23 protein-coding genes and 1 pseudogene are annotated in these 22,775 nt (G+C 60.4%); 16 read left to right on the top strand and 8 right to left on the bottom strand.

Annotation, left to right across the window (positions count from 1 at the left end; genetic code table 11):
• The first annotated feature begins 194 nt into the window (after window positions 1–194).
• Window positions 195–1,268, top strand: coding sequence for a phosphoribosylformylglycinamidine cyclo-ligase (purM, locus tag C934_RS0124295; protein WP_018116875.1), 1,074 nt, complete (start codon window positions 195–197; stop codon window positions 1,266–1,268).
• Entirely contained in the window at window positions 1,265–1,939 is a 675-nt protein-coding gene (purN, locus tag C934_RS0124290) for a phosphoribosylglycinamide formyltransferase (protein ID WP_018859176.1), read from the top strand. Before purM ends, purN begins: the two co-directional genes overlap by 4 nt.
• Window positions 1,940–2,045: 106 nt before the next feature.
• Here the strand turns inward: purN and C934_RS0124285 are convergent, their stop codons facing one another.
• The 3 genes from C934_RS0124285 to C934_RS0124275 form a co-directional block, all read right to left on the bottom strand.
• A complete protein-coding gene (locus C934_RS0124285) occupies window positions 2,046–3,209 on the bottom strand; it encodes an alpha-D-ribose 1-methylphosphonate 5-triphosphate diphosphatase (RefSeq protein WP_018859175.1) in 1,164 nt (387 codons plus the stop codon).
• 99 nt (window positions 3,210–3,308) lie between these two features.
• Window positions 3,309–3,902, bottom strand: coding sequence for an NUDIX domain-containing protein (locus tag C934_RS0124280; RefSeq protein WP_018859174.1), 594 nt, complete (start codon window positions 3,900–3,902; stop codon window positions 3,309–3,311).
• The gene (locus C934_RS0124275) at window positions 3,899–6,037 is read right to left on the bottom strand and encodes a molybdopterin-containing oxidoreductase family protein (RefSeq protein ID WP_026372046.1); all 2,139 of its coding nucleotides are present in this window, start codon (window positions 6,035–6,037) and stop codon (window positions 3,899–3,901) included. Before C934_RS0124275 ends, C934_RS0124280 begins: the two co-directional genes overlap by 4 nt.
• 83 nt (window positions 6,038–6,120) lie before the next feature.
• Between C934_RS0124275 and C934_RS0124270 the strand changes: the two genes are divergently transcribed.
• Both C934_RS0124270 and C934_RS0124265 read left to right on the top strand, forming a co-directional pair.
• Window positions 6,121–6,990 (top strand): 23S rRNA (adenine(2030)-N(6))-methyltransferase RlmJ, encoded by an 870-nt coding sequence (locus C934_RS0124270; protein ID WP_018859172.1) that lies wholly within the window; start codon window positions 6,121–6,123, stop codon window positions 6,988–6,990.
• 58 nt (window positions 6,991–7,048) lie between these two features.
• Complete coding sequence (locus C934_RS0124265; RefSeq protein ID WP_018859171.1) at window positions 7,049–7,645, top strand: glutathione S-transferase; 597 nt, start codon at window positions 7,049–7,051, stop codon at window positions 7,643–7,645.
• Here C934_RS0124265 and C934_RS0124260 read toward each other — a convergent pair.
• Complete coding sequence (locus C934_RS0124260) at window positions 7,618–8,541, bottom strand: LysR family transcriptional regulator (RefSeq protein WP_018859170.1); 924 nt, start codon at window positions 8,539–8,541, stop codon at window positions 7,618–7,620. The two genes, C934_RS0124265 and C934_RS0124260, sit on opposite strands and share 28 nt — an antisense overlap.
• Before the next feature lie 113 nt (window positions 8,542–8,654).
• Between C934_RS0124260 and C934_RS0124255 the strand changes: the two genes are divergently transcribed.
• Window positions 8,655–9,488 carry an oxidoreductase gene (locus C934_RS0124255; RefSeq protein WP_018859169.1) on the top strand — a complete coding sequence of 278 codons (834 nt, stop codon included), beginning with the start codon at window positions 8,655–8,657 and terminating at the stop codon, window positions 9,486–9,488.
• Window positions 9,489–9,560: 72 nt separating this feature from the next.
• On the opposite strand, the gene C934_RS0124250 is transcribed toward C934_RS0124255, so the two are convergent.
• The gene (locus C934_RS0124250; protein ID WP_018116866.1) at window positions 9,561–10,193 is read right to left on the bottom strand and encodes an outer membrane protein; all 633 of its coding nucleotides are present in this window, start codon (window positions 10,191–10,193) and stop codon (window positions 9,561–9,563) included.
• 362 nt (window positions 10,194–10,555) lie between these two features.
• Between C934_RS0124250 and C934_RS0124245 the strand changes: the two genes are divergently transcribed.
• From C934_RS0124245 to C934_RS0124225, 5 genes are all read left to right on the top strand, one after another.
• Window positions 10,556–11,323, top strand: coding sequence for an SDR family oxidoreductase (locus tag C934_RS0124245; RefSeq protein ID WP_026372045.1), 768 nt, complete (start codon window positions 10,556–10,558; stop codon window positions 11,321–11,323).
• Window positions 11,320–13,359, top strand: a complete 2,040-nt coding sequence (gene uvrC / locus C934_RS0124240; RefSeq protein WP_018859167.1) for an excinuclease ABC subunit UvrC — start codon at window positions 11,320–11,322, stop codon at window positions 13,357–13,359. Before C934_RS0124245 ends, uvrC begins: the two co-directional genes overlap by 4 nt.
• Before the next feature lie 110 nt (window positions 13,360–13,469).
• Entirely contained in the window at window positions 13,470–14,060 is a 591-nt protein-coding gene (pgsA, locus tag C934_RS0124235) for a CDP-diacylglycerol--glycerol-3-phosphate 3-phosphatidyltransferase (RefSeq protein WP_018116863.1), read from the top strand.
• Window positions 14,057–14,311, top strand: coding sequence for a molybdopterin converting factor subunit 1 (moaD, locus tag C934_RS0124230; protein ID WP_018116862.1), 255 nt, complete (start codon window positions 14,057–14,059; stop codon window positions 14,309–14,311). The genes pgsA and moaD overlap by 4 nt, the downstream gene beginning before the upstream one ends.
• Before the next feature lies 1 nt (window position 14,312).
• Window positions 14,313–14,780 (top strand): molybdenum cofactor biosynthesis protein MoaE, encoded by a 468-nt coding sequence (locus C934_RS0124225; protein ID WP_018859166.1) that lies wholly within the window; start codon window positions 14,313–14,315, stop codon window positions 14,778–14,780.
• Here the strand turns inward: C934_RS0124225 and C934_RS0124220 are convergent, their stop codons facing one another.
• A complete protein-coding gene (locus tag C934_RS0124220; protein ID WP_018859165.1) occupies window positions 14,781–15,677 on the bottom strand; it encodes a branched-chain amino acid ABC transporter permease in 897 nt (298 codons plus the stop codon). It abuts the gene before it with no gap.
• 63 nt (window positions 15,678–15,740) lie between these two features.
• Here C934_RS0124220 and C934_RS0124215 point away from each other — a divergent pair, with 63 nt between their 5' ends.
• Together C934_RS0124215 and C934_RS0124210 are read left to right on the top strand one after the other, a co-directional pair.
• A complete protein-coding gene (locus C934_RS0124215) occupies window positions 15,741–16,292 on the top strand; it encodes a CGNR zinc finger domain-containing protein (RefSeq protein WP_026372044.1) in 552 nt (183 codons plus the stop codon).
• Window positions 16,289–16,792: a hypothetical protein gene (locus tag C934_RS0124210; protein WP_018859163.1), complete on the top strand. Its 504-nt coding sequence runs from the start codon at window positions 16,289–16,291 to the stop codon at window positions 16,790–16,792. The genes C934_RS0124215 and C934_RS0124210 overlap by 4 nt, the downstream gene beginning before the upstream one ends.
• A 68-nt stretch (window positions 16,793–16,860) precedes the next feature.
• On the opposite strand, the gene ndk is transcribed toward C934_RS0124210, so the two are convergent.
• The gene (gene ndk / locus C934_RS0124205) at window positions 16,861–17,283 is read right to left on the bottom strand and encodes a nucleoside-diphosphate kinase (RefSeq protein WP_018116857.1); all 423 of its coding nucleotides are present in this window, start codon (window positions 17,281–17,283) and stop codon (window positions 16,861–16,863) included.
• 348 nt (window positions 17,284–17,631) lie between these two features.
• On the opposite strand from ndk, the gene C934_RS0124200 reads away from it, so the two are divergent.
• The 4 genes from C934_RS0124200 (at window position 17,632) to C934_RS0124185 (ending at window position 22,596) form a co-directional block, all read left to right on the top strand.
• Entirely contained in the window at window positions 17,632–18,684 is a 1,053-nt protein-coding gene (locus C934_RS0124200) for a GGDEF domain-containing protein (protein WP_026372043.1), read from the top strand.
• Window positions 18,685–18,731: 47 nt separating this feature from the next.
• Complete coding sequence (locus tag C934_RS0124195; RefSeq protein WP_018859161.1) at window positions 18,732–20,615, top strand: ABC-F family ATP-binding cassette domain-containing protein; 1,884 nt, start codon at window positions 18,732–18,734, stop codon at window positions 20,613–20,615.
• A 128-nt stretch (window positions 20,616–20,743) separates the two neighbouring features.
• A complete protein-coding gene (locus tag C934_RS0124190) occupies window positions 20,744–21,574 on the top strand; it encodes a polysaccharide deacetylase family protein (protein ID WP_018859160.1) in 831 nt (276 codons plus the stop codon).
• Between the two features lie 95 nt (window positions 21,575–21,669).
• Window positions 21,670–22,596: a Gfo/Idh/MocA family protein gene (locus tag C934_RS0124185; protein ID WP_018859159.1), complete on the top strand. Its 927-nt coding sequence runs from the start codon at window positions 21,670–21,672 to the stop codon at window positions 22,594–22,596.
• Between the two features lie 23 nt (window positions 22,597–22,619).
• Here C934_RS0124185 and C934_RS35845 read toward each other — a convergent pair.
• Window positions 22,620–22,775: pseudogene (locus tag C934_RS35845) on the bottom strand (IS110 family transposase); the annotation flags it as partial.

The raw sequence follows: 22,775 nt of genomic DNA, 5'->3' as shown, positions 1-22,775 counted from the left end.
CTTTCGAGCACATAGGATGTGGCCGAGAGAATGGTCAACCCCGGCGCTAAAAATCCAGAGGGCCTGCGTCAAAAGAGCGGGAAATTGGGGCTTTTTCCATGCAATCCCTTGCATGTAGGCCCGTGTCATGCAATGGCGACCCAAATATTGAGGCGGTGACATTTCCCGCCCCCGCGCAGCCATCGGAGAGCAGTATGAGCCAGTCTGGAAAAAACGGCCTGACCTATAGCGACGCAGGCGTCGACATCGATGCCGGAAACCTTCTGGTGGAGAAGATCAAGCCGGCTGTGCGCTCGACGCGCCGTCCGGGCGCGGACGGCGAGATCGGCGGCTTCGGCGGTTTGTTCGACCTCAAGGCTGCCGGCTTCACGGATCCGGTTCTCGTTGCCGCCAATGACGGCGTCGGCACCAAGCTGAAGATCGCCATCGACGCCGATTATCATGATACCGTCGGCATCGATCTTGTCGCCATGTGCGTCAACGATCTTGTGGTCCAGGGCGCAGAGCCGCTGTTCTTCCTCGACTACTTTGCGACAGGCAAGCTCGATCCCGACCAGGGTGCGGCGATCGTCGAGGGCATTGCTGCCGGCTGCCGCGACGCGGGTTGCGCGTTGATCGGCGGCGAGACTGCCGAAATGCCGGGCATGTACTCCTCCGGCGACTACGACCTTGCAGGCTTTGCCGTCGGCGCTGCCGAGCGTGGCCAGCTGCTGCCGTCAGGCGACATCGCCGAAGGCGATGTGATCCTCGGCCTTGCCTCCTCAGGCGTTCACTCCAACGGCTTTTCGCTGGTGCGCAAGATCGTCGGGATTTCGGGCCTCGCCTGGGATGCCCCGGCTCCGTTCGCGGAAGACAAGAGCCTCGGCGAAGCGCTGCTGACGCCGACCCGCATCTATGTAAAGCCGCTGCTGAAGGCGATCCGCGAAACCAAGGCCATCAAGGCACTGGCGCACATCACCGGCGGCGGCTTCCCGGAGAATATTCCGCGCGTCCTGCCGAAGCACCTTGCAGCCGAGATCGACCTTACGGCCGTGAAAGTTCCGGCCGTCTTCTCCTGGCTGTCGAAGACCGGCGGCGTTGAAGCCAATGAAATGCTGCGTACCTTCAACTGCGGCGTCGGCATGATCGCAGTCGTTTCGGCTGAGAACGTCGCAACCGTCACTGCCGCTCTTGAAGCTGAAGGCGAGACGGTCGTAACGCTCGGCCGGATGATTGCCCGCGCCGAGGGCGCGGCCGGCACGCTCTACAAGGGTACGCTCGCCATATGACGACGTCACGCAAACGCGCCGTCGTCTTCATCTCCGGCGGCGGTTCCAACATGATGGCGCTGGTCACCGCTGCCAAGGCTGCCGACTATCCGGCGGAAATCGTCGGGGTGATCTCCGACAGGGCCGATGCCGGAGGGCTTGCCAAGGCGGCAGCCGAGGGCATTCCGAGCTTTGCCTTCGTTCGCAAGGATTATGCCAGCAAGGAAGCCCACGAAGGAGCGATCTTTGCCGCGCTCGATGAGCTATCGCCTGACATCCTCTGCCTTGCGGGATATATGCGGCTTCTGAGCGGCACCTTCATCCAGCGCTACGAGGGCCGGATGATAAATATCCACCCTTCCCTGCTGCCGCTGTTCACGGGTCTGCATACCCACCAGCGAGCGATCGACGCCGGCATGCGGATCGCCGGCTGCACCGTGCACTTCGTGACCGAAGGCATGGACGAGGGCCCGGTTATCGGCCAGGCCGCCGTTCCGATCCTCTCCAACGACAGTGCAGAAAGCTTGGCCGCCCGTGTGCTCACCGTGGAGCATCAACTCTACCCGCAAGCGCTGCGGCTCCTTGCCCACGGCAAGGTGAAGATGGAGGGCGGCAAGGCCGTCAGCACCGGCGCTGCGGCAGCGCCGGCGGAACGTAGCAGCGTTATCTCGCTGATCGGCGAAGCGGCCTAAAGCACGGCGCGATCTTTTGGTTTCGCTTGCCCTACTTTAGTTTTATGCTTTCACGCATGTGTTTGTCCTGAAAGCGGTTCCCACTTTCGGAGACATGCTCTTGGCCTCAGGCGGCAAGCGCCCGAGGCTGGTGCAGGGTGCCGTCGCTGTAAACGAAACGGCCTTTGCGGAACGTCGCGCGGATGCGGTGCACGTCGCCGGCTTCAACAACCACGAGATCCGCCTGCTGCCCAACGGCGATCTCGCCGCGATCCAGAAGACCTGCGGAACGCGCCGCATTACGGGTCGCCATGGCAACGGCGTAAGGCAGGCTCGTGCGGTCGGCAATCTTGAAGATGCCGGGCACGAAGGCCGCGGGATGATAATCGGCAGCGATGACGGTCAGCAGGCCAGCGGCCGCTGCATCGATCGCACTGAGATTGCCGGACATGGACTGGCCGCGCAGGGCGTTCGGAGCCCCCATCAGCGTCCAGAGACCGCGATGCCGCGCTTCTTCCGCCGCCGGAAGCGTCACCGGAAATTCGCTGATCGTGACACCGAGATCGTGCATTTGCGCGACCTTCTCGGCGCTATCGTCATCGTGGGAGGCGAGCGACAGCTTGTGTTTCAGGGCGAGATCGACGACCTGTTTCAGCTTGATCTCGATCTCCGGATTGTTGCGCATCTCGATGCGCTTGGCGACCATCTCGGCGGCCATCTCCTCGGAAATGGCCCGGCGCTCGGCAATGCTCAGGATGTAGCTCTGGATGTTGTTATACTGCCCCTGCCCCGGTGTATGGTCGGTCAGCGAGACCATGTCGACGTGGCCGGCTTCAAGCAGCTTCTCGAGCGCCGGCGCGGCACCGAGGTTGGTGATCTCATAGCGCGCATGGACGCGGTGATCGATAAGCAAATCATCCTGGAGTCGGTTGATACCCTCGATGACGGCCGAGGTGGTCTCAAGCGAGCGGACATGGCCGTAGACGCTTTCCGTTGCGAAGGAGACGGCGGCAAACGCCGTCGTGACGCCTGCAGCGGCCAGCTTCTTATCCAGTTCATGGATGCTGAAATCGATCGGCATCGGCGCATTCGGGCGCGGCGCGATCTCGCGCTCCACCATGTCGCCGTGAAGGTCCACGAAGCCCGGCATCAGCAGGCGCCCACCACCATCGATTGCGGCGTTGGCGACCGGTTTCGGCCTGATTTCAGCGATTACGCCGTCCTCGACGCGCACCGAGCCGCGGCTCACGATCTCATCTGGAAGGACGAGAGTAAAATTGCTGAGCCACATCGGTTTTTCTCCAAGCGCGTATTTATGACAAGGCGGAGCGCATAGCGCTGATTCATGACATCGGTATGAACGACGAACCGCGCATGATTGAACCTGCGGCTATCGCAGCGACCCGCGGTTCAATGTGGCCCATTGCAGCAACGCAATCGTCTTCAGATCAACAAGTTCCCCACGCTCGATCATCGCCATCGCCTTGTCGAGCTGCACTTCCAGAACTTCGATATCTTCGTGCTCGTGAGCAAGGCCGCCGCCATCCGATACCCGATCGGTGGTGTCGAACGTCGCGGCGAAGAAATGCAGCAGTTCCATGCTCGAGCCCGGCGAACTGTAGGCCTTGAAAAGGAAGCGCACATCGCGGACGCGAAAGCCGGTTTCTTCTTCAGCTTCGCGGCGGATCGCCACTTCCGGGGCATCACCATCCAACAGCCCTGCCGGGGCTTCGATGACCCAGGCCGGCTCACCATGCAGGAAGACCGGCAGCCGGAACTGCCGCACGAGGACAACGGTGTCTCGCTTCGGATCGTATAGCAGGATCGTCGCCGCCGGCGTGCGATGGTAAACCTCGCGCTGCAGCCGATGCGTCTCGCCGTCGGAATCCGTATAGTCGATCTGGAAGTCGCTCAGGCGCGTCCAGCCGTTCGAGAGCGTCTTTTCATCAACGATCTCGGCTTTTGCCTTGTCAAATTTCGTCATGCAACATCCCTGCGAAGCCAGACCTTGTTGTCGTGGACCGCCGCGCCGCCATAGGGCGCGACCGGATCGGCGCCGGTCAGCACGTTGATCCCTTCACCGTCGATATGCGCCTTGTTCGGCCAGAGGCCTTCGGCAATCAACACGCCCGGCTTGATCTCCTCGGTGACGCGCACATGGATCCGAAGGTCGCCACGGTTGTTTCCGATCCGCACGAGGTCGCCATGCTCGATGCCGCCTGCCGTCGCATCGGCGGGGTTCATCATCAGTTCCGGCCGCCCTTCCTTCTGGCGCGAGGTCTTCGTCTCGGAGAAGCTGGAATTCAGGAAGTTGCGCGCCGGCGACGTTGCCAAGCGGAACGGATGCTCGCTATCGGCAAGCTCGATAACATCGACCTGATCCGGAAACGCCGGCAGCTGCTTGTATGGTCCGAGAGCACCGACAGCGGCCGGCGGCTTGTTCGGCGCAGGGCCGTCGACCCAGTCCGGGCGGAAATGGAACTTGCGGTCAGGATGCGCGAAGCCCTTGAGGAAATGCGCATCCTCGAAATCCGGCTGACGGTCGAACCATTTGTGTTCGAGGAAATGGTCGTATCCCGGCAGGTTGCTGGCTTCGAGAAGCCGATCGATCATTTCGCGGGCCGTGAAACCGAAACCGGGGCGATCGGCGACACCGAGACGCTTTGCCAGCTCTTCGATCACGAACAGGTTCGTCCGGACGGTCTCCGGCGGCTCAACCAGCTTAGGGCCGAGCAAAATGTGGTTCTGGCCCCCGGCGCGATAGATATCGTCATGCTCGACGAACATCGTTGCTGGAATGACGATGTCGGCCATCTCGGCCGTCTCCGTCATGAACTGCTCGTGCACCGCGACGAAGAGGTCCTCGCGAGCGAAGCCGCGTTTCACCAGCCGTTGTTCGGGGGCGATGTTCACCGGATTGGTGTTCTGGATCAGCATTGCTGTCACCGGGCCGCGATGGCGGAGCGCCACGGCATCGCCAGTCAACGCGCGGCCGATCTGCGACTGGTCGATCATGCGGATATCCGCATCCTTCATCGCCTTGCCGGTCAGTTCCGCATTGTTCATGCGGAAGATATCGCTGTTGGAATGGAAGGCACCGCCGCCTTCGTATTGCCAGGAGCCGAGCACCGTCGCGATCGAGGCCGCCGCATGCATGGCAACCGCGCCATTGCGCTGGCGGGTAAAGCCGTAGCCGAGGCGGAAATAGGTCTTCTTCGTTATGCCGACGAGGCGCGCGAAGGCTTCGATCTCATCGACGGAAAGGCCGGTGATGGCGGCGGCCCACTCGGGCGTCTTCGTCCTCAGATGCGCTTCAAGGCCGGCAGGATCGTCGGCATACTTTGCCATGTACTCGCGATCGGCATAGCCGTCGCGGAAGGCGATGTGCATGACGGCGCATGCCAGCGCGGCATCCGTACCCGGCTTGACGATCAGCGCCATGTCGGCCTGCTTCATCGTCGGATTGTCGTAGATGTCGACCACGACGATCTTGGCGCCGCGCTCCTTGCGTGACTTGATCGCGTGGGTCATCACGTTGACCTGGGTGGACACCGCATTCGTGCCCCAGATCACGACGCAATCGGTGCCGCCCATCTCACGCGGGTCGGGTCCGCGCAGCGTTCCCGTCGCCATGGTGAAACCGGTCCAGGCCGGGTTGGTGCAGATCGACGAGAAGAAGCCGGAATAGCGCTTGGCGTGGCGCAGGCGCTCGATCGAGTCGCGCTGAACCCAGCCCATCGTTCCGGCGTAGAAATAGGGCCAGATCGCTTCGCAGCCGTCCCTGGCTTCCGCCTTGACGAAGGCTTCGGCGATTTCATCCAGCGCATCGTCCCAGGAAATCTGCTGCCACTGCCCTGCCCCCTTGGCGCCTGTTCGGCGCAGCGGGTGCATCAGCCGGTCCGGATGATAGAGGCGCTCGGCGTAGCGCGCGACCTTCGCGCAGATCACTCCCGAGGTGTAGCTGTGATTGTTTGCTCCGCGCACACGGCCCATGCGGCCATCGTCGCCGATCTCCACCTCCAGCGCGCAAGTGGAGGGACAGTCGTGCGGACAGGCGGTGTGACCGAGCCTAACATTCGACTTGGCGGATTTGGCGTGAATGGGGGTCGCAATGTTCATGGCTTTTCTATATTCGAACCGGAAACCGGCCAAAAGCCACAAATGTCGTCGATCAGGTGAATTCATCACGGGCATCAGCGAAAATGAACTACCGCCATATCTACCACGCGGGCAATTTTGCCGATGTGCTCAAGCACGCCGTCCTGGCGCGACTGATCCGCTACATGCAGAAGAAGGATGCGGCCTTTCGCGTGCTCGACACGCATGCCGGCATCGGGCTTTACGACCTCTCCTCCGAGGAGGCTCAAAAGACCGGTGAATGGAGCGAGGGCATCGGCAAGCTCCTGGACACAGAGCTTGCTCCACAGGTCGCCGAGTTGCTGGAGCCCTATCTATCCGCCGTGCGTGAGCTAAACGCGGAGGGCGGCATCCGCCTTTATCCCGGCTCTCCAAAGCTCGCCCGCATGCTGTTTCGACCGCAGGACCGGCTCTCCGCGATGGAATTGCATCCGGAGGACTTTGCCCGGCTGCATCGGCTTTTCGAGGGCGATCATCAGGTGCGGATCACCGAGCTCAACGGCTGGCTCTCGCTCGGCGCACACCTGCCGCCGAAGGAGAAACGCGGCATCGTCCTGGTCGATCCGCCGTTCGAGGAAGATGGCGAATACGAACGCCTTGTGGATGGTTTGGCGAAAGCCTATCGCCGCTTCCCCGGCGGCACCTATTGCCTGTGGTATCCGCTGAAGAAGGGGGCGCCGATCAAGGAATTCCACGAGGCGCTGCAGGCCCTCGACATTACGAAGATTCTCTGCGCCGAGCTCATCGTCCGCAGCGACCGGGGGATCAACGGATTGACCGGCTCCGGCCTGATCATCGTCAATCCGCCCTTCACGCTGAAGGACGAGTTGCATGCGCTTCTACCCGCGCTCAAGGACCATCTTGCACAGGATCGCTACGCGTCGCATCGAGCGTTTTGGCTGCGCGGCGAAACCAAGGCGGCAAAGGACGATTGACCGACTCTAGCTGGCGCGAAATAGTCGCGCCAAGACATGACCGTATGGAAGAATGACCATGAAGATCCTTTGCGCACCGACGTCTCCCTATTCCAGCAAGGTGCGCATGGCGGCGCGCTATCTGGAGCTCGACGCCATCGAAATCCGAGTGGATACCAATGCCGGCCCGGCGATCCTGGTCGATAACAATCCGCTCGGCAAAATCCCGACACTGCTAACCGACGATGGGCTGTCAATCTTCGACAGCGTCGCGATCATGCACTATTTCGACCGGCTGAAAGGCAAGAAGCTCTACCCTGCCAAGAACGGCAAGCGGACCGAGGCGGAAATCCTCGAGGCACTATGCGACGGTATCTGCGATTGCCTGCTGGCGATCGTTTATGAGCGGCGCTTCCGCGACGAGGAAAAGGTCCACCAGCCGTGGATCGACCGGCAGTGGAAGAAGGCCGTCAGCGGCTTGAACCATCTCAGTGTGCACCTGCCAAAGATCGGCAAGCGGCTGCACGGCGGCCACTTCGCGCTTGCCGCCACGCTCGGGTATCTCGATCTGCGCTTCAAGGAACAATGGGAAGCCGATAATGCCGAACTGATCGGCTGGGGCCGCGAATTCGAAAAGAAGTTTGCCGCCTACGGCGAACTGAAACCCCAGACCTGAGACGTTCCCTTGTCGGCCCTGACGAAATCGATGAAGGCCCGGAGCGCCGTCGGCAATTGCCGGCGGCTCGGATAATAGAGGAAGAAGCCCGGATAGAAAGGGCACCAATCTTCCAGCACGCGTATCAGCCTGCCCTCTGCGATCGCCGCTTGCGCCTGCTCTTCGAAAAGGTATCCGAGACCGCAACCGCGCAGCACGGCATCCTGGATAATGTCCTGATCGCCCAATGTCAGGGGACCACTGACTTCGATCTCCAGTTCGATGCCGCCGCGCTCGAACTCCCATCGATAGAAGGCGCCACCGGCAAAGCGGTAGCGCACGCATTCGTGGTCACGCAGATCGTGCGGCGTCAACGGACGGTTCCGGCTCTCGAAGTAGCTCGGCGCGGCAACTACCGCAAAACGGTGGCGCGGACCGATCGGCACCGCAATCATATCGGCCTCGATGCTTTCGCCAAAGCGCACACCGGCATCGAAGCCCGATGACACCATATCGATCAGTCCGTCATCGATGACAATCTCGACCTCGACGGATGGATAGGCCTTCAGGAAACGAGAGACGATCGGCAACAGCACAAGCTTGGTGGAGACCCGCGCCGCATTGATGCGCAGCTTGCCATGCGGTTGGCCGCGGAAGCTGTTGAGATCGTCGAGGGCTGCATCGATGTCGAGGAATGCCGGTCGGATGCGGTCGTACAGTCGCTCGCCGGCCTCGGTCAGAGCTACGCCACGGGTCGTCCGGTTGACAAGGCGGACTGCCAACCGTTCCTCGATTGCCCGCAGCGCGTGACTGAGGGCAGACGCCGTGACACCCAGTTCGACCGATGCCTTCCTGAAGCTTCGGTGGTTGGCGATCGCCAGGAAAATCGCAAGATCGGTCGAACGGACACGTTTCATTGATGAATTTTTCTCAGCACCCTATGAAACACAACGTAAATTCTCTCAATTATGCCAATACGCTACCTTCACTCCGTAAGCAAATCGCAGCGCAACGGACAAAGGAGATCGTCATGCGTGTTTGGTTCATTACAGGGGCATCGCGTGGTTTCGGCGCCCTCATCGCCCAGGAAGCTCTCAATGCCGGCGACGCCGTTGTCGCTACGGCGCGTAACCCGAAGGGTCTTGAAGAGAAATTCGGCAATCATCCCAATCTGCTCGCCGTGTCGCTTGACGTGACGGACGAAGCCTCGGCGCACAAGGCAACTGAAGCAGCCGTCAAGCGCTTCGGCAAGATCGACATCCTGCTCAACAATGCCGGTTTCGGCCTGCTCGGCGCCGTGGAAGAAGCAACCACTGAGGAGATCGAAAAGCTCTACGCAACAAACGTCTTCGGCCTGCTGAAGGTCACCCGCGCGGTCCTGCCGCACATGCGTCGCCAGCGCTCGGGGCAGGTGCTGAATATCTCGTCCATCGGCGGCTACGAGTCGCATGCCGGCTGGGGTATCTATTGCTCGACCAAGTTCGCGGTCGAAGGTATCTCCGAGGCTCTCGCTGCTGAAGTGGCCCCACTCGGCATCAAGGTGACGGTCGTCGAGCCCGGCTTCTTCCGCACCGACTTCCTCGACGAGAGCTCACTGGCCGTTAGTCCCAGCTCGATTGCCGACTACAAGGAGACGCCGGTCGGCGCGATGCGCGAATTCGCAGCCGGCCATAACCACCAGCAGCCCGGCGACCCTGCTCGATTTGCCAAGGCGATGGTCACGCTGGCGCATTCGGACAATCCTCCGCTGCGCATGCCCTTCGGGAGCGATACCGTGGCGGTGATCGAAGCCAAGAACGCCCATGTCGCCAAAGAACTCGCTGCATGGCGTGAGCTTGCCGTCTCGACTGACTTTCCCAAATAGGCCGCAAGCAGTTCATCGCAGAAACAAAAAAGCCGGGCTGGGAACCCGGCTTTTCCGCATTCGATGTTCGGCTTAGAACTTGACGCCGATACCGACCTTGACGCTGTGCTCGTCGTAGCCACGCGAAATGTTCGCGCCGCCGACGTGGAAGTCGCTGTCAGCGTAGTTGGTGTAGCGGTACTCGACACGGGCCGTGATGTTGTTGGTGACGAAGGTTTCCGCTCCTGCACCAACCGTGTAGCCGAGCGACGTGTCAGTGTCGGAGCCAGCGGCGTTGCTGAACTTGTTCTTGGTCGCAGCGAGACCGGCCGTGCCGTACAGCAGGAACGGATTCAGGTCGTAGCCGATACGGCCGCGGATCGAGCCGTTGACTTCGTTCTTGCCTTCGCCGCCGCCAGCAGCGCCGTCAGCACCGGAATAGCCGATGTCGGCTTCGGCACCGTAAACGATCTGGCCAGCCTGCCAGTTGTAGCCGGTGTAGACTTGGCCGCCGAGCGCACGCGCGTTGTACTTGTTGCCAAAGCCGCCCATGTTGTAGGTGCCGGCACCACCGAGGTAGAAGCCCTGCCAGTTGGCAGCGGGAGCCGGCTCATTCTGTGCAACCGGAGCTTCCGGGATCTGATCAACGGCATCGGCTGCATAAGCGGCGGAAAACCCACCAAGGGCAACGGTCGAAACCAACAGGCTAGCAATAAACGTACGCATACTCGTCTCCTTTCAGACCCGCGCCCTTCGTCAACTGTCCTACAGCGAAGCATTCGCGGGTTATTACAAATGTCCCTTGCGGTTCGGAAGGGAAATTGATGCCCAATTGAGGATTTGAAAGAGCCAAATTGTGATTTGATTGTGGCGCGGGGGCGGCTGAAATTCGATGTTGCTTTGCCGCAACAGACTATTTGTTAACCATAATGAATGGTTAAATCATGAATACTTATTTTACGGAATTATATTCTTAAATAATACATACAATAATTCCGGCAACATCGCAATGAAAACGGCTATTTATCTCATCTTCTCCCGCGCCTATATAAGCAGCGAACAGAGTTGCGCGGCGAAAAGGCATTATTTTGAACAAGAAAAGACTTCGAACGGCGCTGGTGACGGGGGCGGCGAAAAGAATAGGCCGGGCAATCGCTTTGGATTTGGCTGCGAATGGCTTTGCGGTCGCAATCCATGCCAGCCGCTCGATTGAGGAGGCCGAGAATTTCGCGGCGGAATTGCGGCAAAACGGTTCCCGGGCGATTGCCGTAAGGGCAGACCTTACGGAAGTTGGCGAGACGAGCGACCTGATAAAAAGGGCATCGGAAGCGATCGGGCCAATCGATCTCCTCGTCAACAACGCCTCTGTTTTCCACGAGGACTCCGTCCGCCACATCGATGCCGACGCCTGGGACGAGCACTTCGCGGTCCATGTTCGCGCCCCCTCGATTCTGTCGGCCGGCTTTGCGGCGCAATTGCCCGACGAGACGGATGGTCTCGTCGTCAACATCATCGACCAGCGCGTTTGGGCGCTGCGGCCGAGCTTCTATTCCTACACACTGTCTAAGTCCGCCCTGTGGACGGCGACGCAGACCATGGCGCAGGCGCTCGCGCCGCGTATCCGTGTCAATGCGATCGGTCCCGGCCCCTCGATGCCGAGCGAGCGACAGTCGCAAGAAGACTTCCAAGCGCAGGTTTCAGCGCTTATCCTCAAACGAGGGCCGCAGCTCGGGGAATTCGGCAAAACGATTCGCTTCCTCTACGAAACGCCCTCGATCACCGGTCAAATGATTGCCCTGGATGGCGGCCAGCATCTTGCCTGGCAGACGCCCGATGTGGCGGAGATTACGGAATGAATTCAAGAAAGCTGCCAGATGGCGGCGTTCTTTACGACGAAACGGACGACGCAGACGACGAAATCGAAGTGGAGAGCGACGTCTCCGCTGCGCCCACCACGACTGCGATCGATTGGAACGAAGGCGGGGTGAACGAAACCGGCCTCGTCGGCGCCGACCTGATCGCCGAATTCGTCAAGCGACTGCCCAACAGCCCTGGCGTCTACCGCATGTTCAACGAAGCAGGCGACGTGCTTTACGTCGGCAAGGCCCGCAGCCTGAAGAAGCGCGTCAGCAACTACGCGCTCGGGCGCGTGCACTCCAACCGGATCGCCCAGATGGTACGGCTGACGGCGAACATGGAGTTCGTGACGACCCGCACCGAGACGGAAGCGCTGCTGCTTGAAGCGAATCTTATCAAGCGCTTGCGGCCTCGTTTTAATGTGCTCTTACGTGACGATAAGTCGTTTCCCTACATTCTGATCACGGGGGACCACCGCGCCCCGGCCATCTTCAAGCACCGCGGCGCCCGCGCTCGCAAGGGCGACTATTTCGGTCCCTTCGCGTCAGCCGGCGCCGTCGGTCGGACGATCAACTCGCTGCAGCGCGCCTTCCTCATCAGGACTTGTACCGACAGCGTCTTCGAGACGCGCACCCGCCCCTGCCTTCTCTACCAGATCAAGCGCTGTTCGGCGCCATGCACGCATGAGATCAGTGACGAGGGCTACGCCGAGCTCGTGCAGGAGGCCAAGGATTTCCTCTCCGGCAAGAGCCAGAAAATCAAGGAGCATATGGCCGAGGCGATGAATGTCGCTGCCGAGGATCTCGACTTCGAACGCGCCGCCGTCTACCGCGACCGCCTGGCTTCGCTGTCGCATGTTTCCAGTCACCAAGGCATCAACCCCGCGGGCGTGGAAGAGGCGGATGTCTTTGCGATCCATCATGAGGGCGGGATCTCCTGTATCCAGGTGTTCTTCTTCCGCACTGGGCAGAACTGGGGCAACCGCGCCTATTTCCCGAAGGCTGACCCGCAGCTCTCGGCTGCCGAGGTGTTGAACGCCTTCCTCGCGCAGTTCTACGACGACAAGCCGGTACCGAAGCAAATCCTGCTGTCGGAGACCGTCGAGGAACTCGAACTGCTCGCTGCCGCGCTCGGCGAAAAGGCCGGACACAAAGTATCGATCCTCATTCCGCAGCGCGGAGAGAAACGTGACCTCGTGGAGCACGTGATTGCCAATGCCCGCGAGGCGCATGGCCGCAAACTCGCTGAAACCGCGTCGCAATCGCGGTTGCTCGAGGAGTTCAAGGAGACCTTCAAGCTTCCCTATGTGCCACAGCGCGTCGAGATCTACGACAACTCGCACATCATGGGCACCAATGCGGTCGGCGGCATGGTCGTCGCGGGACAGGAAGGCTTCGTGAAGAGCCAGTACCGGAAGTTCAACATCAAATCGACCGACATCACGCCGGGCGACGACTTCGGCATGATGCGCGAGGTGATGACACGACGCTTCTCGCGTCTGCTGAAAGAAGAAGGCATTCCCGATCGCAGCCAACCGGCATCGCCGGCGGATGCCGCCGACATGCCCTTCCCCGCTTGGCCCGACGTCATCCTGATCGACGGCGGCCAGGGACAGATGACGGCCGTGCGTGCGATCCTTGAGGAATTGGGGATCACCGACAGTGTGATCGCCATCGGCGTTGCCAAGGGCGTCGACCGCGACGCCGGGCGCGAGCGCTTCTTCCCACCGGGACGCGAGAGCTTCACGCTGCCGCCGCGCGATCCCGTACTCTATTTTATCCAGCGCATGCGCGACGAAGCGCACCGCTTCGCCATCGGCTCGCATCGCGCCCGGCGCAAGAAGGAGATGGTCAAGAACCCGCTTGATGAGATCGGCGGGATCGGACCGTCGCGCAAGCGCGCCCTGTTGCAGCACTTCGGAACCGCGAAAGCGGTCTCCCGCGCCGCTTTGTCCGATCTGATGACCGTCGAAGGCATTTCGGAGACCGTCGCCAAGCAGGTTTATAATCATTTTCATGATGACGCCGCGAAATAGGTGGCGTCAGTCGCAAATTCCACGCAAAGGCAGCGAAAAAATAGAAAGAATGTTGACGCTTTACGCTCAAAGCCGTCATCTACGAGCACATAACTTCAGAGACATGTTTCATGGCATCGCGCGCATATAATATACCGAACCTGCTGACCTATGGCCGCATTCTGGCAGTACCGTTGATCGTGCTGTGCTTTTTCCTCGAAGGAAAGCTGGCGATCAGCAATACGGCACGATGGGTGGCGCTGTGGATCTTCATCATCGCGTCGATCACCGACTTTCTCGACGGCTATCTCGCCCGCATATGGAACCAGACGTCGAACATCGGCCGAATGCTCGATCCGATCGCCGACAAGCTGCTGGTCGCCTCCATTCTTCTCCTGGTAGCGGCCGACCAGACGATTGCCGGTTGGTCGATCTGGGCTGCAATCACCATTCTCTGCCGCGAGATCCTGGTCTCCGGTCTGCGCGAATATCTGGCGGCCCTGAAGGTCAGCGTGCCCGTGACACGGATTGCCAAGTGGAAGACGACGGTGCAGCTGGTTGCGATCGCGTTCCTGCTCGCTGGCCCTGCTGGCGACGAAATCTTCCCTTACACAACGAAGACCGGCATCGGCCTTCTCTGGATCGCAGCACTGCTGACGATCTATACCGGCTATGACTATTTCCGGGCGGGCCTCAAGCACATCGTGGATGATGAAGAATGACAAAGCTCGTCTATTTCGCCTGGGTGCGCGAACGGATCGGCAAGGCCGAAGAAGAAATGACCTTGCCCTCTTCCGTCGTTTCCGTTGCCGACCTTCTGAATCATTTGAAGACGATGGGCGAAGAATATGAGACCGCGCTTCAGTTTCCAGACGTCATCCGCGTCGCGGTCGACCAGGAGCACGTCGAGCATGACGAACCGATCGGCAACGCCAGGGAGATCGGCATCTTCCCGCCGATGACCGGAGGCTGAAGTGAGCAGCAAGGTCGAGCCTTATATTCGCGTCCAACGCGAGGACTTCGACCTTCAGGCGGAAGTCGATCGGCTCAGTACGCAAACCAGCGGCATCGGCGCGATCGTCACATTCTCGGGCCTGTGCCGTGACGAAGGCGGCAAGCTTGCAGCACTCGAACTCGAACACTATCCGGGCATGGCCGAGGCCGAGATGAGCCGGATCGCCAACCTTGCGATCGAGCGCTTCGGGCTCCTCGGGCTGACCGCCATCCACCGTTACGGCAAGATCGCCGCACGGGAGAATATCGTGCTTGTCATCGCCGCGGCGCCGCATCGGCAGGCCGCGTTCGATGGCGCGAACTTCGTGATGGACTATCTGAAGACAGCCGCTCCCTTCTGGAAGAAGGAGCACGGCAAGGATGGTTCGACGGGCGGATGGGTCGCGGCCAAGGATGCGGATGACGCTGCCCGCGACAAATGGAAATAGTCAGGGTATCGCCCGCTCCCTCCGGCTGAGGACGAGAAGAAGCACGAGCAGCGAGAACACCACAAGGTCACGCCAGAGATAAGGGCCGTAAGCGCTCCACATCGTCTCCGCGACACCGAGACCGGCGGCACCGCCGGCCGACTTCAACGGATCTGAATATCCGCCGACGGCTGCCACCATCAGCACCTTGAGGCCGAACATCAGGCCAGCACCGAAATCCATCGTGCCGTAATAGAAGGTCGCAAGAATGCCGCATGCCGTGGCGATCAGGGCAGCCGCCGCGTAGGCGACGAGAAAGACGCGATCGGCGCTGGTGCCACATAATTCTGCGGCCAGGGGATCGTCGGTCACGGCCCGCCAGACGCGGCCCCAGGAGGTCAGCCTCATGACGGCAACGCCGAGCGCGATCATGGCGCACATCAATGCGGTATTGATCAGCTGGATCTCAGTGAGCGTCACCTTAAACGCCCCGTCATTCCAGAAGACGACGACGCTGTTCAGGAACGGCGAAAGCCATAGGCTCTTGGTGTCGGATGCGAGCCTCGCCGTCTCCATCAGCACGATGGTGATGCCGAGCGCCGCGACGATCACGGTGTTCGACGACTGGCGAACCAGCGGCAGCATGATGGAACGGCCAATCCAGACCGAGGCCAGCATCGAATAGATGAGCGAGAACAGAGCCCCCAGCGCCAGCGCAGCCGGCAGGATCAACCAGAGCCTGTTGTAGCCAAGATCCGTGAAAAGCAGGAGAATCTGGCCCGAGAACGCGAAGATCGCGCCATAGGTGATGTCCGCACGCTTAGTGACCCCGAAGGCGACGGCGTAGCCAAAGGCAAGCGCACCATAGAGCGCAGCCAGCGGTACCGCGTTCGCCAATTGCTGCAGCAGATAGGCCATCAAAAGCTCCTGATTGCTTAAATCATAACTAGCAAAACTTATTTTACCAGTTATATTTTCATCATGAGCTTTGCCTGGACCCCACACCGCTTTTCCGGAGGCGCATTGGCGCTGGATGTCGCCAACAGCGTCGTGCTTCGCCATGACGGGGCGCGACGGATCGACCGTTTCGAAGCACCCGCTCAACTGGAAGCCTTTCCGCAGGCAGCGGCGGAATTCTGCGCTGAGCGGGCGCTCTTCGGCGACATGGCCGCTCCGGCCCCACAGAACAAAAGAAACTTTCTGGAGTTGCGCGAGGCGACGGACAGGTATTTCCGGACTCGTGTTTCAGGCGAAACCGATGACCGGCTGCTCGCCGATCTTCTGAAAGCGCTGGCGCGCACGTTGCGTGGCGCCAATGGAGCAAACGGCCTTGATGCGGCAACAGCCCATTCGGTGTTGCGGCTGATCGCGATGCCGGATCCCGAGCGCATGAAGATCTGCCGCAACTGCGGCTGGCTCTTCATCGACCGGAGCAAGAACAGAAGTCGCGCCTGGTGCGACATGGCGGTGTGCGGCAATCGCGCCAAGGCGAGCCGCCACTATCGCCGCAGGAAAGAGGAGGAAGCGCCATGAAAGCGCTGTTGATGGCCGTTTCCGTTGCAGCCGCAATGCTGACGGGATGCCAGCGAGAGACCGACAAGCTGGTCGAGATCAGCGGTCGCGTCTTCGTTTTCAACTACAGGATCGCGGTCGCGACCTATGTCGTGACCCTGAACAAGAAGGCGCCGATACCGGAAGGCACCGTCGCCATCGCGGAGTTCGAGAACCCGGCGGGCGGTGACGTGCTGGTCACAAACGAAAAGATCTATCCGTTCTGGGACAAGATCACGCTGCAGAGCCCCGCACTTCATTGCGTCAAGAAGGATAAGCCTTACGCGGTGAACGTTCGCCTCGTCGATGCCAGGGGCGAAACCTTGCAGAGCCTGAAGACCGAGGTGATCTCCAGCCTCGATCAGTCGGTCATGCCCGGCAAGCCCCTCGTCGTTGGGCCGCTCTATACGAAGAACCCCGAGGTTTTCAAACCTGACGGCACCGTGGACTACGATACTGCCGCAACCTGTCCTTCAACGTAGAAAAGCCGGAGCAAAGCCCCGGCTTTCAGTCAATTCAAAAGCTTCAGCGGTTTCGCTGAGAGCCTGAATCAGCCGACGATTTCGGTGTCGGAGAACCAGTACTTGATTTCCTGGGCAGCGGTTTCCGGAGCGTCCGAGCCGTGAACCGAGTTTTCGCCGATCGAAAGGGCGTGAACCTTACGGATCGTGCCTTCGTCAGCGTTTGCCGGGTTGGTCGCACCCATGACTTCGCGGTTCTTGAGGATGGCACCTTCGCCTTCCAGAACCTGAACGACGGTCGGGCCGGAGGTCATGGTTTCAACGAGTTCGCCGAAGAACGGGCGTTCCTTGTGAACGGCGTAGAAGCCTTCAGCTTCCCGCTTGCTCATCCAGACGCGCTTGGAGGCGACGACACGCAGGCCGGCATCTTCGAGCATCTTGGTAATAGCGCCCGTCAGGTTGCGCTTCGTTGCGTCCGGCTTGATCATCGAGAAAGTGCGTTCAATCGCCATGGGTCAAATTCCTTTATTTCGTGGGAAAAGTGGGCGGTGTTTACCCGCCCGATAGCCTGAAAACAAGTGGGCATGGGCAATTTCACGCGCCTGTCATGTAACGATTGCCCCTCGTCGACTGATAGCGACGTCTCCAACACGCGCTTCGCCACACGATACCGGTTCCGCTACAACCAACATCCAACGTCCGCCAGGACAGTAAATGTCAGATGGATACGCTCCATTAACCGCGTTTCACTGTTCAGCACCACAATTCAACTACAAACGACCGAATTTAAGCTATTTTTAGCGCGGTAGTTGCATAGAGAAGCCAACCGCCGGCGCCACAGTCGGCACGAGGGGAACGTCATGCGAACTGCGCCAAACTCACAGGTACAACGAGAAGCCGCACCGCGCCCGGCCGCCGCCCCCACCGATATTCAGCGGATCGCCCAGCATATGACACGGCTCGCGATTGCCGGCCTGCCGCGCAACTACGAACTCCTGTACGAGGCGATCATCGGCCAGAACGCTGCCCTAGCACAGGACATCGCGGCGCTCGGGCCAAGCCCGCGGCAAGCCTCGCTCGATGAAATCGGCCTGAAGTATCGGCTCGTCAGCCATTGCGGTCTCTCAAGCGAAATCTCGCATGCAGAGACAAGCAGGATGCTGCGCGACGCGGCGGACCGACTTTCGGACAGCTTGCGCCAGAAGCAGGCATTCCTGCGCGCTGCAGAAACAGCATTGCAATCCATTGCAGGAAAACCTGACCAAAGCCTCGGCTCCTTCATGAGCGAGATGGAGTATCTGTCGACCTCCCTCTCAAACGTGCTCGCTTCGGAAAAGGAGATCGAGGCCCGGCTGAAGAGCGACGTCGAACGCCTTGAAGCAATCGAGCTTGGTATCGCTGCTGCTCATTCCGCGTCGGTCACCGACAAGCTCACAGGGATCCCCAACCGCATCGCCCTCAATAAGGCGATCGCCGATCTCTACGACCGGGAGGAAGGTGCTGCCGGCAGCGCCCTCATCATGGTCGACGTCGACGACTTCAAGGCATTCAACAGCCGCTACGGCACACAGATCGGCACGCGCCTCCTGAAGAAGCTCGCGGATCTCTTGCGCAAGTCGATCAAGAAGAACGATCTTGTTGCGCGCACCGATGGTGACGAGTTCGCCTTCCTGTTCGCCAATGTCGGGATGCAGGAAGCTCTGGCGATTGCCGATCGCCTCCGAGCGTCGGTAGAAGATCACATGACATTCGCGGCATCCGACAACGCTGCCCCCTCGGGCCTTACGATTTCGCTCGGCATTGCTCTAAGCGCCGACGCAACGACGGCATCGCAGCTGCAGGCAAATGCACGCGTTGCCCTTCACGCCGCTCAGTCAAATCGACGGCAGCCCGTGCAAGCCTTCGGTCGCTGAGCCGGAGGCTCTTGCGCTGATCGCGGCTTTCGGCCAAAACGCCGGCCATGATCACGATTTCCGATATCTCCGCACGTATTGCCGGCCGCCTGCTTCTCGATCACGCCAGCGTTTCGCTGCCAGCCGGCACGAAGGCCGGTCTTGTCGGTCGGAATGGCGCCGGCAAATCCACACTGTTTCGAGTGATCACCGGCGATGTAGCCGCGGAAAGCGGTTCCGTGTCGATCCCGAAGAATGCACGCATCGGACAGGTCGCTCAGGAAGCACCGGGAACGGAAGACGCGCTGATCGAAATCGTACTGGCAGCCGACAAGGAGCGCTCAGCCTTGCTGGCGGAGGCGGAAAGCGCCACCGATCCGCATCGCATCGCTGAAATCCAGATGCGGCTGGTGGATATCGACGCCCATTCCGCGGAAGCGCGTGCTGCCAGCATCCTCGCTGGCCTCGGGTTCGACCAGGAGGCGCAATCGCGTCCGGCGTCGTCCTTCTCGGGCGGCTGGCGGATGCGTGTTGCCCTCGCCGCGGTGCTGTTTTCCGAGCCCGACCTGCTGCTCCTCGACGAGCCGACCAACTACCTCGACCTCGAAGGCACACTGTGGCTCGAGGATTACGTGCGCCGATATCCGCACACCGTCATCGTCATCAGCCACGACCGCGACCTGCTGAACAACGCCGTCAACTCGATCGTCCATCTCGATCAGAAGAAGCTGACCTTCTATCGCGGCGGATACGACCAGTTTGAACGGCAGAAGGCCGAAGCGGACGAGTTGCAGACGAAGGCGCGAGCCAAGAACGAGGCGGCGCGCAAACACCTGCAGAGCTTCATCGACCGCTTCAAGGCAAAGGCCTCCAAGGCACGCCAGGCGCAGAGCCGCGTCAAGGCGTTGGAGCGCATGGGAACGGTGGCTGCCGTCATCGAAGACCACGTACAGCCGATCACCTTCCCCGAGCCGGAAAAGCAACCTGCCTCCCCGATCGTGGCTATCAGCGGCGGCGCTGTTGGCTACGAGCCCGGCAAACCTATCCTGAAGGGCCTTAATCTGCGGATCGACAATGACGATCGCATCGCGCTGCTCGGCTCCAATGGCAACGGCAAATCCACCTTCGCGAAATTCATTTCCGGTCGCATGTCGGCGGAGGCGGGCGAGGTCAAGCTCGCGCCGAACCTGAAGATCGGCTTTTTCGCGCAGCACCAGCTCGACGATCTAATTCCGGACCAGTCGCCGGTTGATCACGTGCGCCGTTTGATGCTCGACGCGCCGGAAGCGAAGGTGCGGGGCCGAGTCGCTCAGATGGGTCTTGCGACCGAAAAGATGTCCACCGCGGCCAAGGATCTTTCCGGCGGGGAGAAGGCGCGCCTGCTGATGGGGCTCGCGGCTTTCCACGCGCCCAACCTCCTGATCCTCGACGAACCGACCAACCACCTCGACATCGACAGCCGTCGGGCGCTCATCGAGGCGCTGAACGATTACGAGGGCGCGGTCATTCTCATTTCGCACGACCGCCACCTTATCGAGGCAACCGTCGATCGGCTGTGGCTCGTCAACAAGGGCACCGTCACGACCTTCGAAGGCGATATGGACGAGTACCGCGATCTCGTTGTCGCATCGGGCAAGAAGAAGGACGAGAAACCACAGCTTGCTGAAGAACCCGCCTCGAGGGCCGACCAGCGCAAGCTCAATGCCGAGAAGCGCGCTTCGCTGGCGCCGCTCAAGAAAAAGATCAACGAAATCGAATCCTTGACCGGCAAGCTGGAGAAATTGATTCAGGCGCTTGATGCAGAACTTGCGGATCCGCTGCTTTACGAAAAGGCGCCTGCGAAGGCTGCGGAAAAGGCCAAGCAACGTGGCGAGGCTGCAGCAAAGCTCACCGCCGCCGAGGAGCAGTGGCTGGAGCTTTACTCCGAATACGAAGAAGCGATGGCAGGATAGCCACAAGTATGGCTGGAAGCTTGTCGGGTTGAGCACGATTCGACGCGTTCCGGGGCGATCGAAACCGATCGTTAACCATAATCATCAAGGTTGCCTCAACTTTCATTACTGATTTGTTGAGCCCTTTTATGCATCGCTTTGCCCTCATTTCCGGTGCCATCTTGAGCATGGCCCTGGCCGGCTGCCAATCCACCAGGCATCCTGCGCCTGACACCACAATGACCACCTCCTCCATCGTCGCGCCTGAAGGCAGCCCGGCAACGGGGACCGATGCTGCCCTGCCCCAAATGTCGAGCGACAGCCGCCTGCATCACCTCGCCGGTCGAGCACTCATCGTCGCGTCCATTCATGACCTGCACCTCCAGGACAAGGAGGTCATCCTCAGCTTCGATGACGGTCCGATCCCCGGCCGCACGGACCGTGTCCTCGCGACACTGGACCACTTCGGCGTCAAGGGCGCCTTCATGATGGTCGGCGAAATGGCGGAACGACATCCGGAGCTTGCCCGCAAGATCGCGTCTGAAGGCAACGCGATCGGCAGCCACACCTACCAGCACGAGAACCTGGCGACGCTGACCTTCGACATGGCCATGAAGGAAATCACACGCGGCGAGGCCGCCGTGACCAAGGCGACCGGCGGCGACGTCAACTTCTTTCGCTTTCCATACCTTGCCGATAGCCAGAAGCTTCGTGGCGCCGTGGCAATGCGCGATATGGTGGTGATGGATGTGGACGTCGACAGCAAGGACTACTTCAATACATCGCCAGCCGCCGTCACCAAGCGGACGATGGACCTGCTGCACAAGCGGGGCCGCGGCATCATCCTCATGCACGACATCCACAATCGCACGGCGACAATGCTGCCGACGCTCCTTTCAACCCTTGAGGCCGAGGGGTATAAGGTCGTAACGCTGCAGTTCAAGAAGCCGACGGCACCGGCCGAAATGGCGTCCATCTGACGGGCCTATCGACGCTTGCCCCCCGGTTTCTTTCTGCTAAAACAGGCGCAAAATAAATCATACTTTTGAGCGAAACACCGAACGCGAGCACCAGCATGTCACCTATCAACCTCGCCATCGTTGGCGTCGGCAAGATCGTCCGCGACCAGCACCTCCCCTCGATTGCAAAGAATCCGGACTTCAAGCTCGTTGCAACGGCGAGTCGCCACGGCACCGTCGAAGGCATCCAGAGCTTCACGACGATCGATGCAATGCTCGACGCCGTTCCGGCGATCGATGCCGTTTCGCTCTGCATGCCGCCGCAGTATCGCTACGAGGCAGCGCACAAGGCGCTTTCCGCCGCCAAGCATGTGTTCCTCGAAAAGCCTCCGGGCGCGACTCTAAGCGAAGTGGCCGATCTCGAAAAGCTGGCGGCCAGCAAGGGCGTTTCGCTGTTTGCGAGCTGGCATTCCCGCTACGCAGCAGCTGTCGAAGCCACGAAGTCCTTCCTCGCGTCGACGACGATCAAGAGCGTTCATGTCATCTGGAAGGAAGACGTTCGCCACTGGCATCCGAACCAGGACTGGATCTGGCAAGCCGGCGGCCTTGGCGTCTTCGACCCGGGCATCAACGCCCTTTCGATCGTTACCCACATCCTCCCAAAGGCGATCTTCCTGACAGGCGCAACGCTCGAATTCCCGGAAAATCGCGATGCGCCGATCGCCGCGGATCTGCACTTCCAGAACGCTGACGGCGTGCCGGTTCATGCCGAATTCGACTGGCGTCAGACCGGCAAGCAGAGCTGGGACATCCTCGCGGAAACCGAAGCCGGCCATGTGGAGCTTGCGGAAGGCGGGTCCAAGCTGTCGATCAATGGCGAGCTGAAGTTTTCGGCGCCCGAGGAAGAGTACCCCGCGCTTTACCGGCGCTTTGCGGAAATTGTCAAAGCCGGCAAATCCGACGTCGATCTGGCGCCGCTTCGCCACGTTGCCGATGCCTTCATGCTCGGCAGGCGCAAGTTCGTCGACGCCTTCCACGATTGATTTCAAATGAAAAAGCAACGGTGTTAGGCGTCAATCACCGTTGCTCGATAGTCTCTCATTTTGGCATTGAGGATTATGATTATCCTTCGCATGACCGCGACGAGAGCGACCTTTCCGGGCTTTCCTTTCGCTTTCAGTCGTTCGAAGACGGCCTTCATGGCTGGATCGAAGCGGATGGC

Source organism: Rhizobium sp. 42MFCr.1 (genome assembly GCF_000377185.1).
GTDB classification, from domain to species: Bacteria; Pseudomonadota; Alphaproteobacteria; order Rhizobiales; family Rhizobiaceae; genus Rhizobium; species Rhizobium altiplani.
Note: the sequence above shows the minus strand (reverse complement) of the source record. Positions and strands in the feature narration are given on the sequence as shown.

What these genes read in the sequence shown, in the direction of transcription:
- purM (WP_018116875.1), top strand. Translation starts at nt 195, where the DNA reads ATGAGCCAGTCTGGAAAAAACGGCCTGACCTATAGCGACGCAGGCGTC.
- purN (WP_018859176.1), top strand. Translation starts at nt 1,265, where the DNA reads ATGACGACGTCACGCAAACGCGCCGTCGTCTTCATCTCCGGCGGCGGT.
- C934_RS0124285 (WP_018859175.1), bottom strand. Translation starts at nt 3,209, where the DNA reads ATGTGGCTCAGCAATTTTACTCTCGTCCTTCCAGATGAGATCGTGAGC.
- C934_RS0124280 (WP_018859174.1), bottom strand. Translation starts at nt 3,902, where the DNA reads ATGACGAAATTTGACAAGGCAAAAGCCGAGATCGTTGATGAAAAGACG.
- C934_RS0124275 (WP_026372046.1), bottom strand. Translation starts at nt 6,037, where the DNA reads ATGAACATTGCGACCCCCATTCACGCCAAATCCGCCAAGTCGAATGTT.
- C934_RS0124270 (WP_018859172.1), top strand. Translation starts at nt 6,121, where the DNA reads ATGAACTACCGCCATATCTACCACGCGGGCAATTTTGCCGATGTGCTC.
- C934_RS0124265 (WP_018859171.1), top strand. Translation starts at nt 7,049, where the DNA reads ATGAAGATCCTTTGCGCACCGACGTCTCCCTATTCCAGCAAGGTGCGC.
- C934_RS0124260 (WP_018859170.1), bottom strand. Translation starts at nt 8,541, where the DNA reads ATGAAACGTGTCCGTTCGACCGATCTTGCGATTTTCCTGGCGATCGCC.
- C934_RS0124255 (WP_018859169.1), top strand. Translation starts at nt 8,655, where the DNA reads ATGCGTGTTTGGTTCATTACAGGGGCATCGCGTGGTTTCGGCGCCCTC.
- C934_RS0124250 (WP_018116866.1), bottom strand. Translation starts at nt 10,193, where the DNA reads ATGCGTACGTTTATTGCTAGCCTGTTGGTTTCGACCGTTGCCCTTGGT.
- uvrC (WP_018859167.1), top strand. Translation starts at nt 11,320, where the DNA reads ATGAATTCAAGAAAGCTGCCAGATGGCGGCGTTCTTTACGACGAAACG.
- pgsA (WP_018116863.1), top strand. Translation starts at nt 13,470, where the DNA reads ATGGCATCGCGCGCATATAATATACCGAACCTGCTGACCTATGGCCGC.
- moaD (WP_018116862.1), top strand. Translation starts at nt 14,057, where the DNA reads ATGACAAAGCTCGTCTATTTCGCCTGGGTGCGCGAACGGATCGGCAAG.
- C934_RS0124220 (WP_018859165.1), bottom strand. Translation starts at nt 15,677, where the DNA reads ATGGCCTATCTGCTGCAGCAATTGGCGAACGCGGTACCGCTGGCTGCG.
- C934_RS0124215 (WP_026372044.1), top strand. Translation starts at nt 15,741, where the DNA reads ATGAGCTTTGCCTGGACCCCACACCGCTTTTCCGGAGGCGCATTGGCG.
- C934_RS0124210 (WP_018859163.1), top strand. Translation starts at nt 16,289, where the DNA reads ATGAAAGCGCTGTTGATGGCCGTTTCCGTTGCAGCCGCAATGCTGACG.
- ndk (WP_018116857.1), bottom strand. Translation starts at nt 17,283, where the DNA reads ATGGCGATTGAACGCACTTTCTCGATGATCAAGCCGGACGCAACGAAG.
- C934_RS0124200 (WP_026372043.1), top strand. Translation starts at nt 17,632, where the DNA reads ATGCGAACTGCGCCAAACTCACAGGTACAACGAGAAGCCGCACCGCGC.
- C934_RS0124195 (WP_018859161.1), top strand. Translation starts at nt 18,732, where the DNA reads ATGATCACGATTTCCGATATCTCCGCACGTATTGCCGGCCGCCTGCTT.
- C934_RS0124190 (WP_018859160.1), top strand. Translation starts at nt 20,744, where the DNA reads ATGCATCGCTTTGCCCTCATTTCCGGTGCCATCTTGAGCATGGCCCTG.
- C934_RS0124185 (WP_018859159.1), top strand. Translation starts at nt 21,670, where the DNA reads ATGTCACCTATCAACCTCGCCATCGTTGGCGTCGGCAAGATCGTCCGC.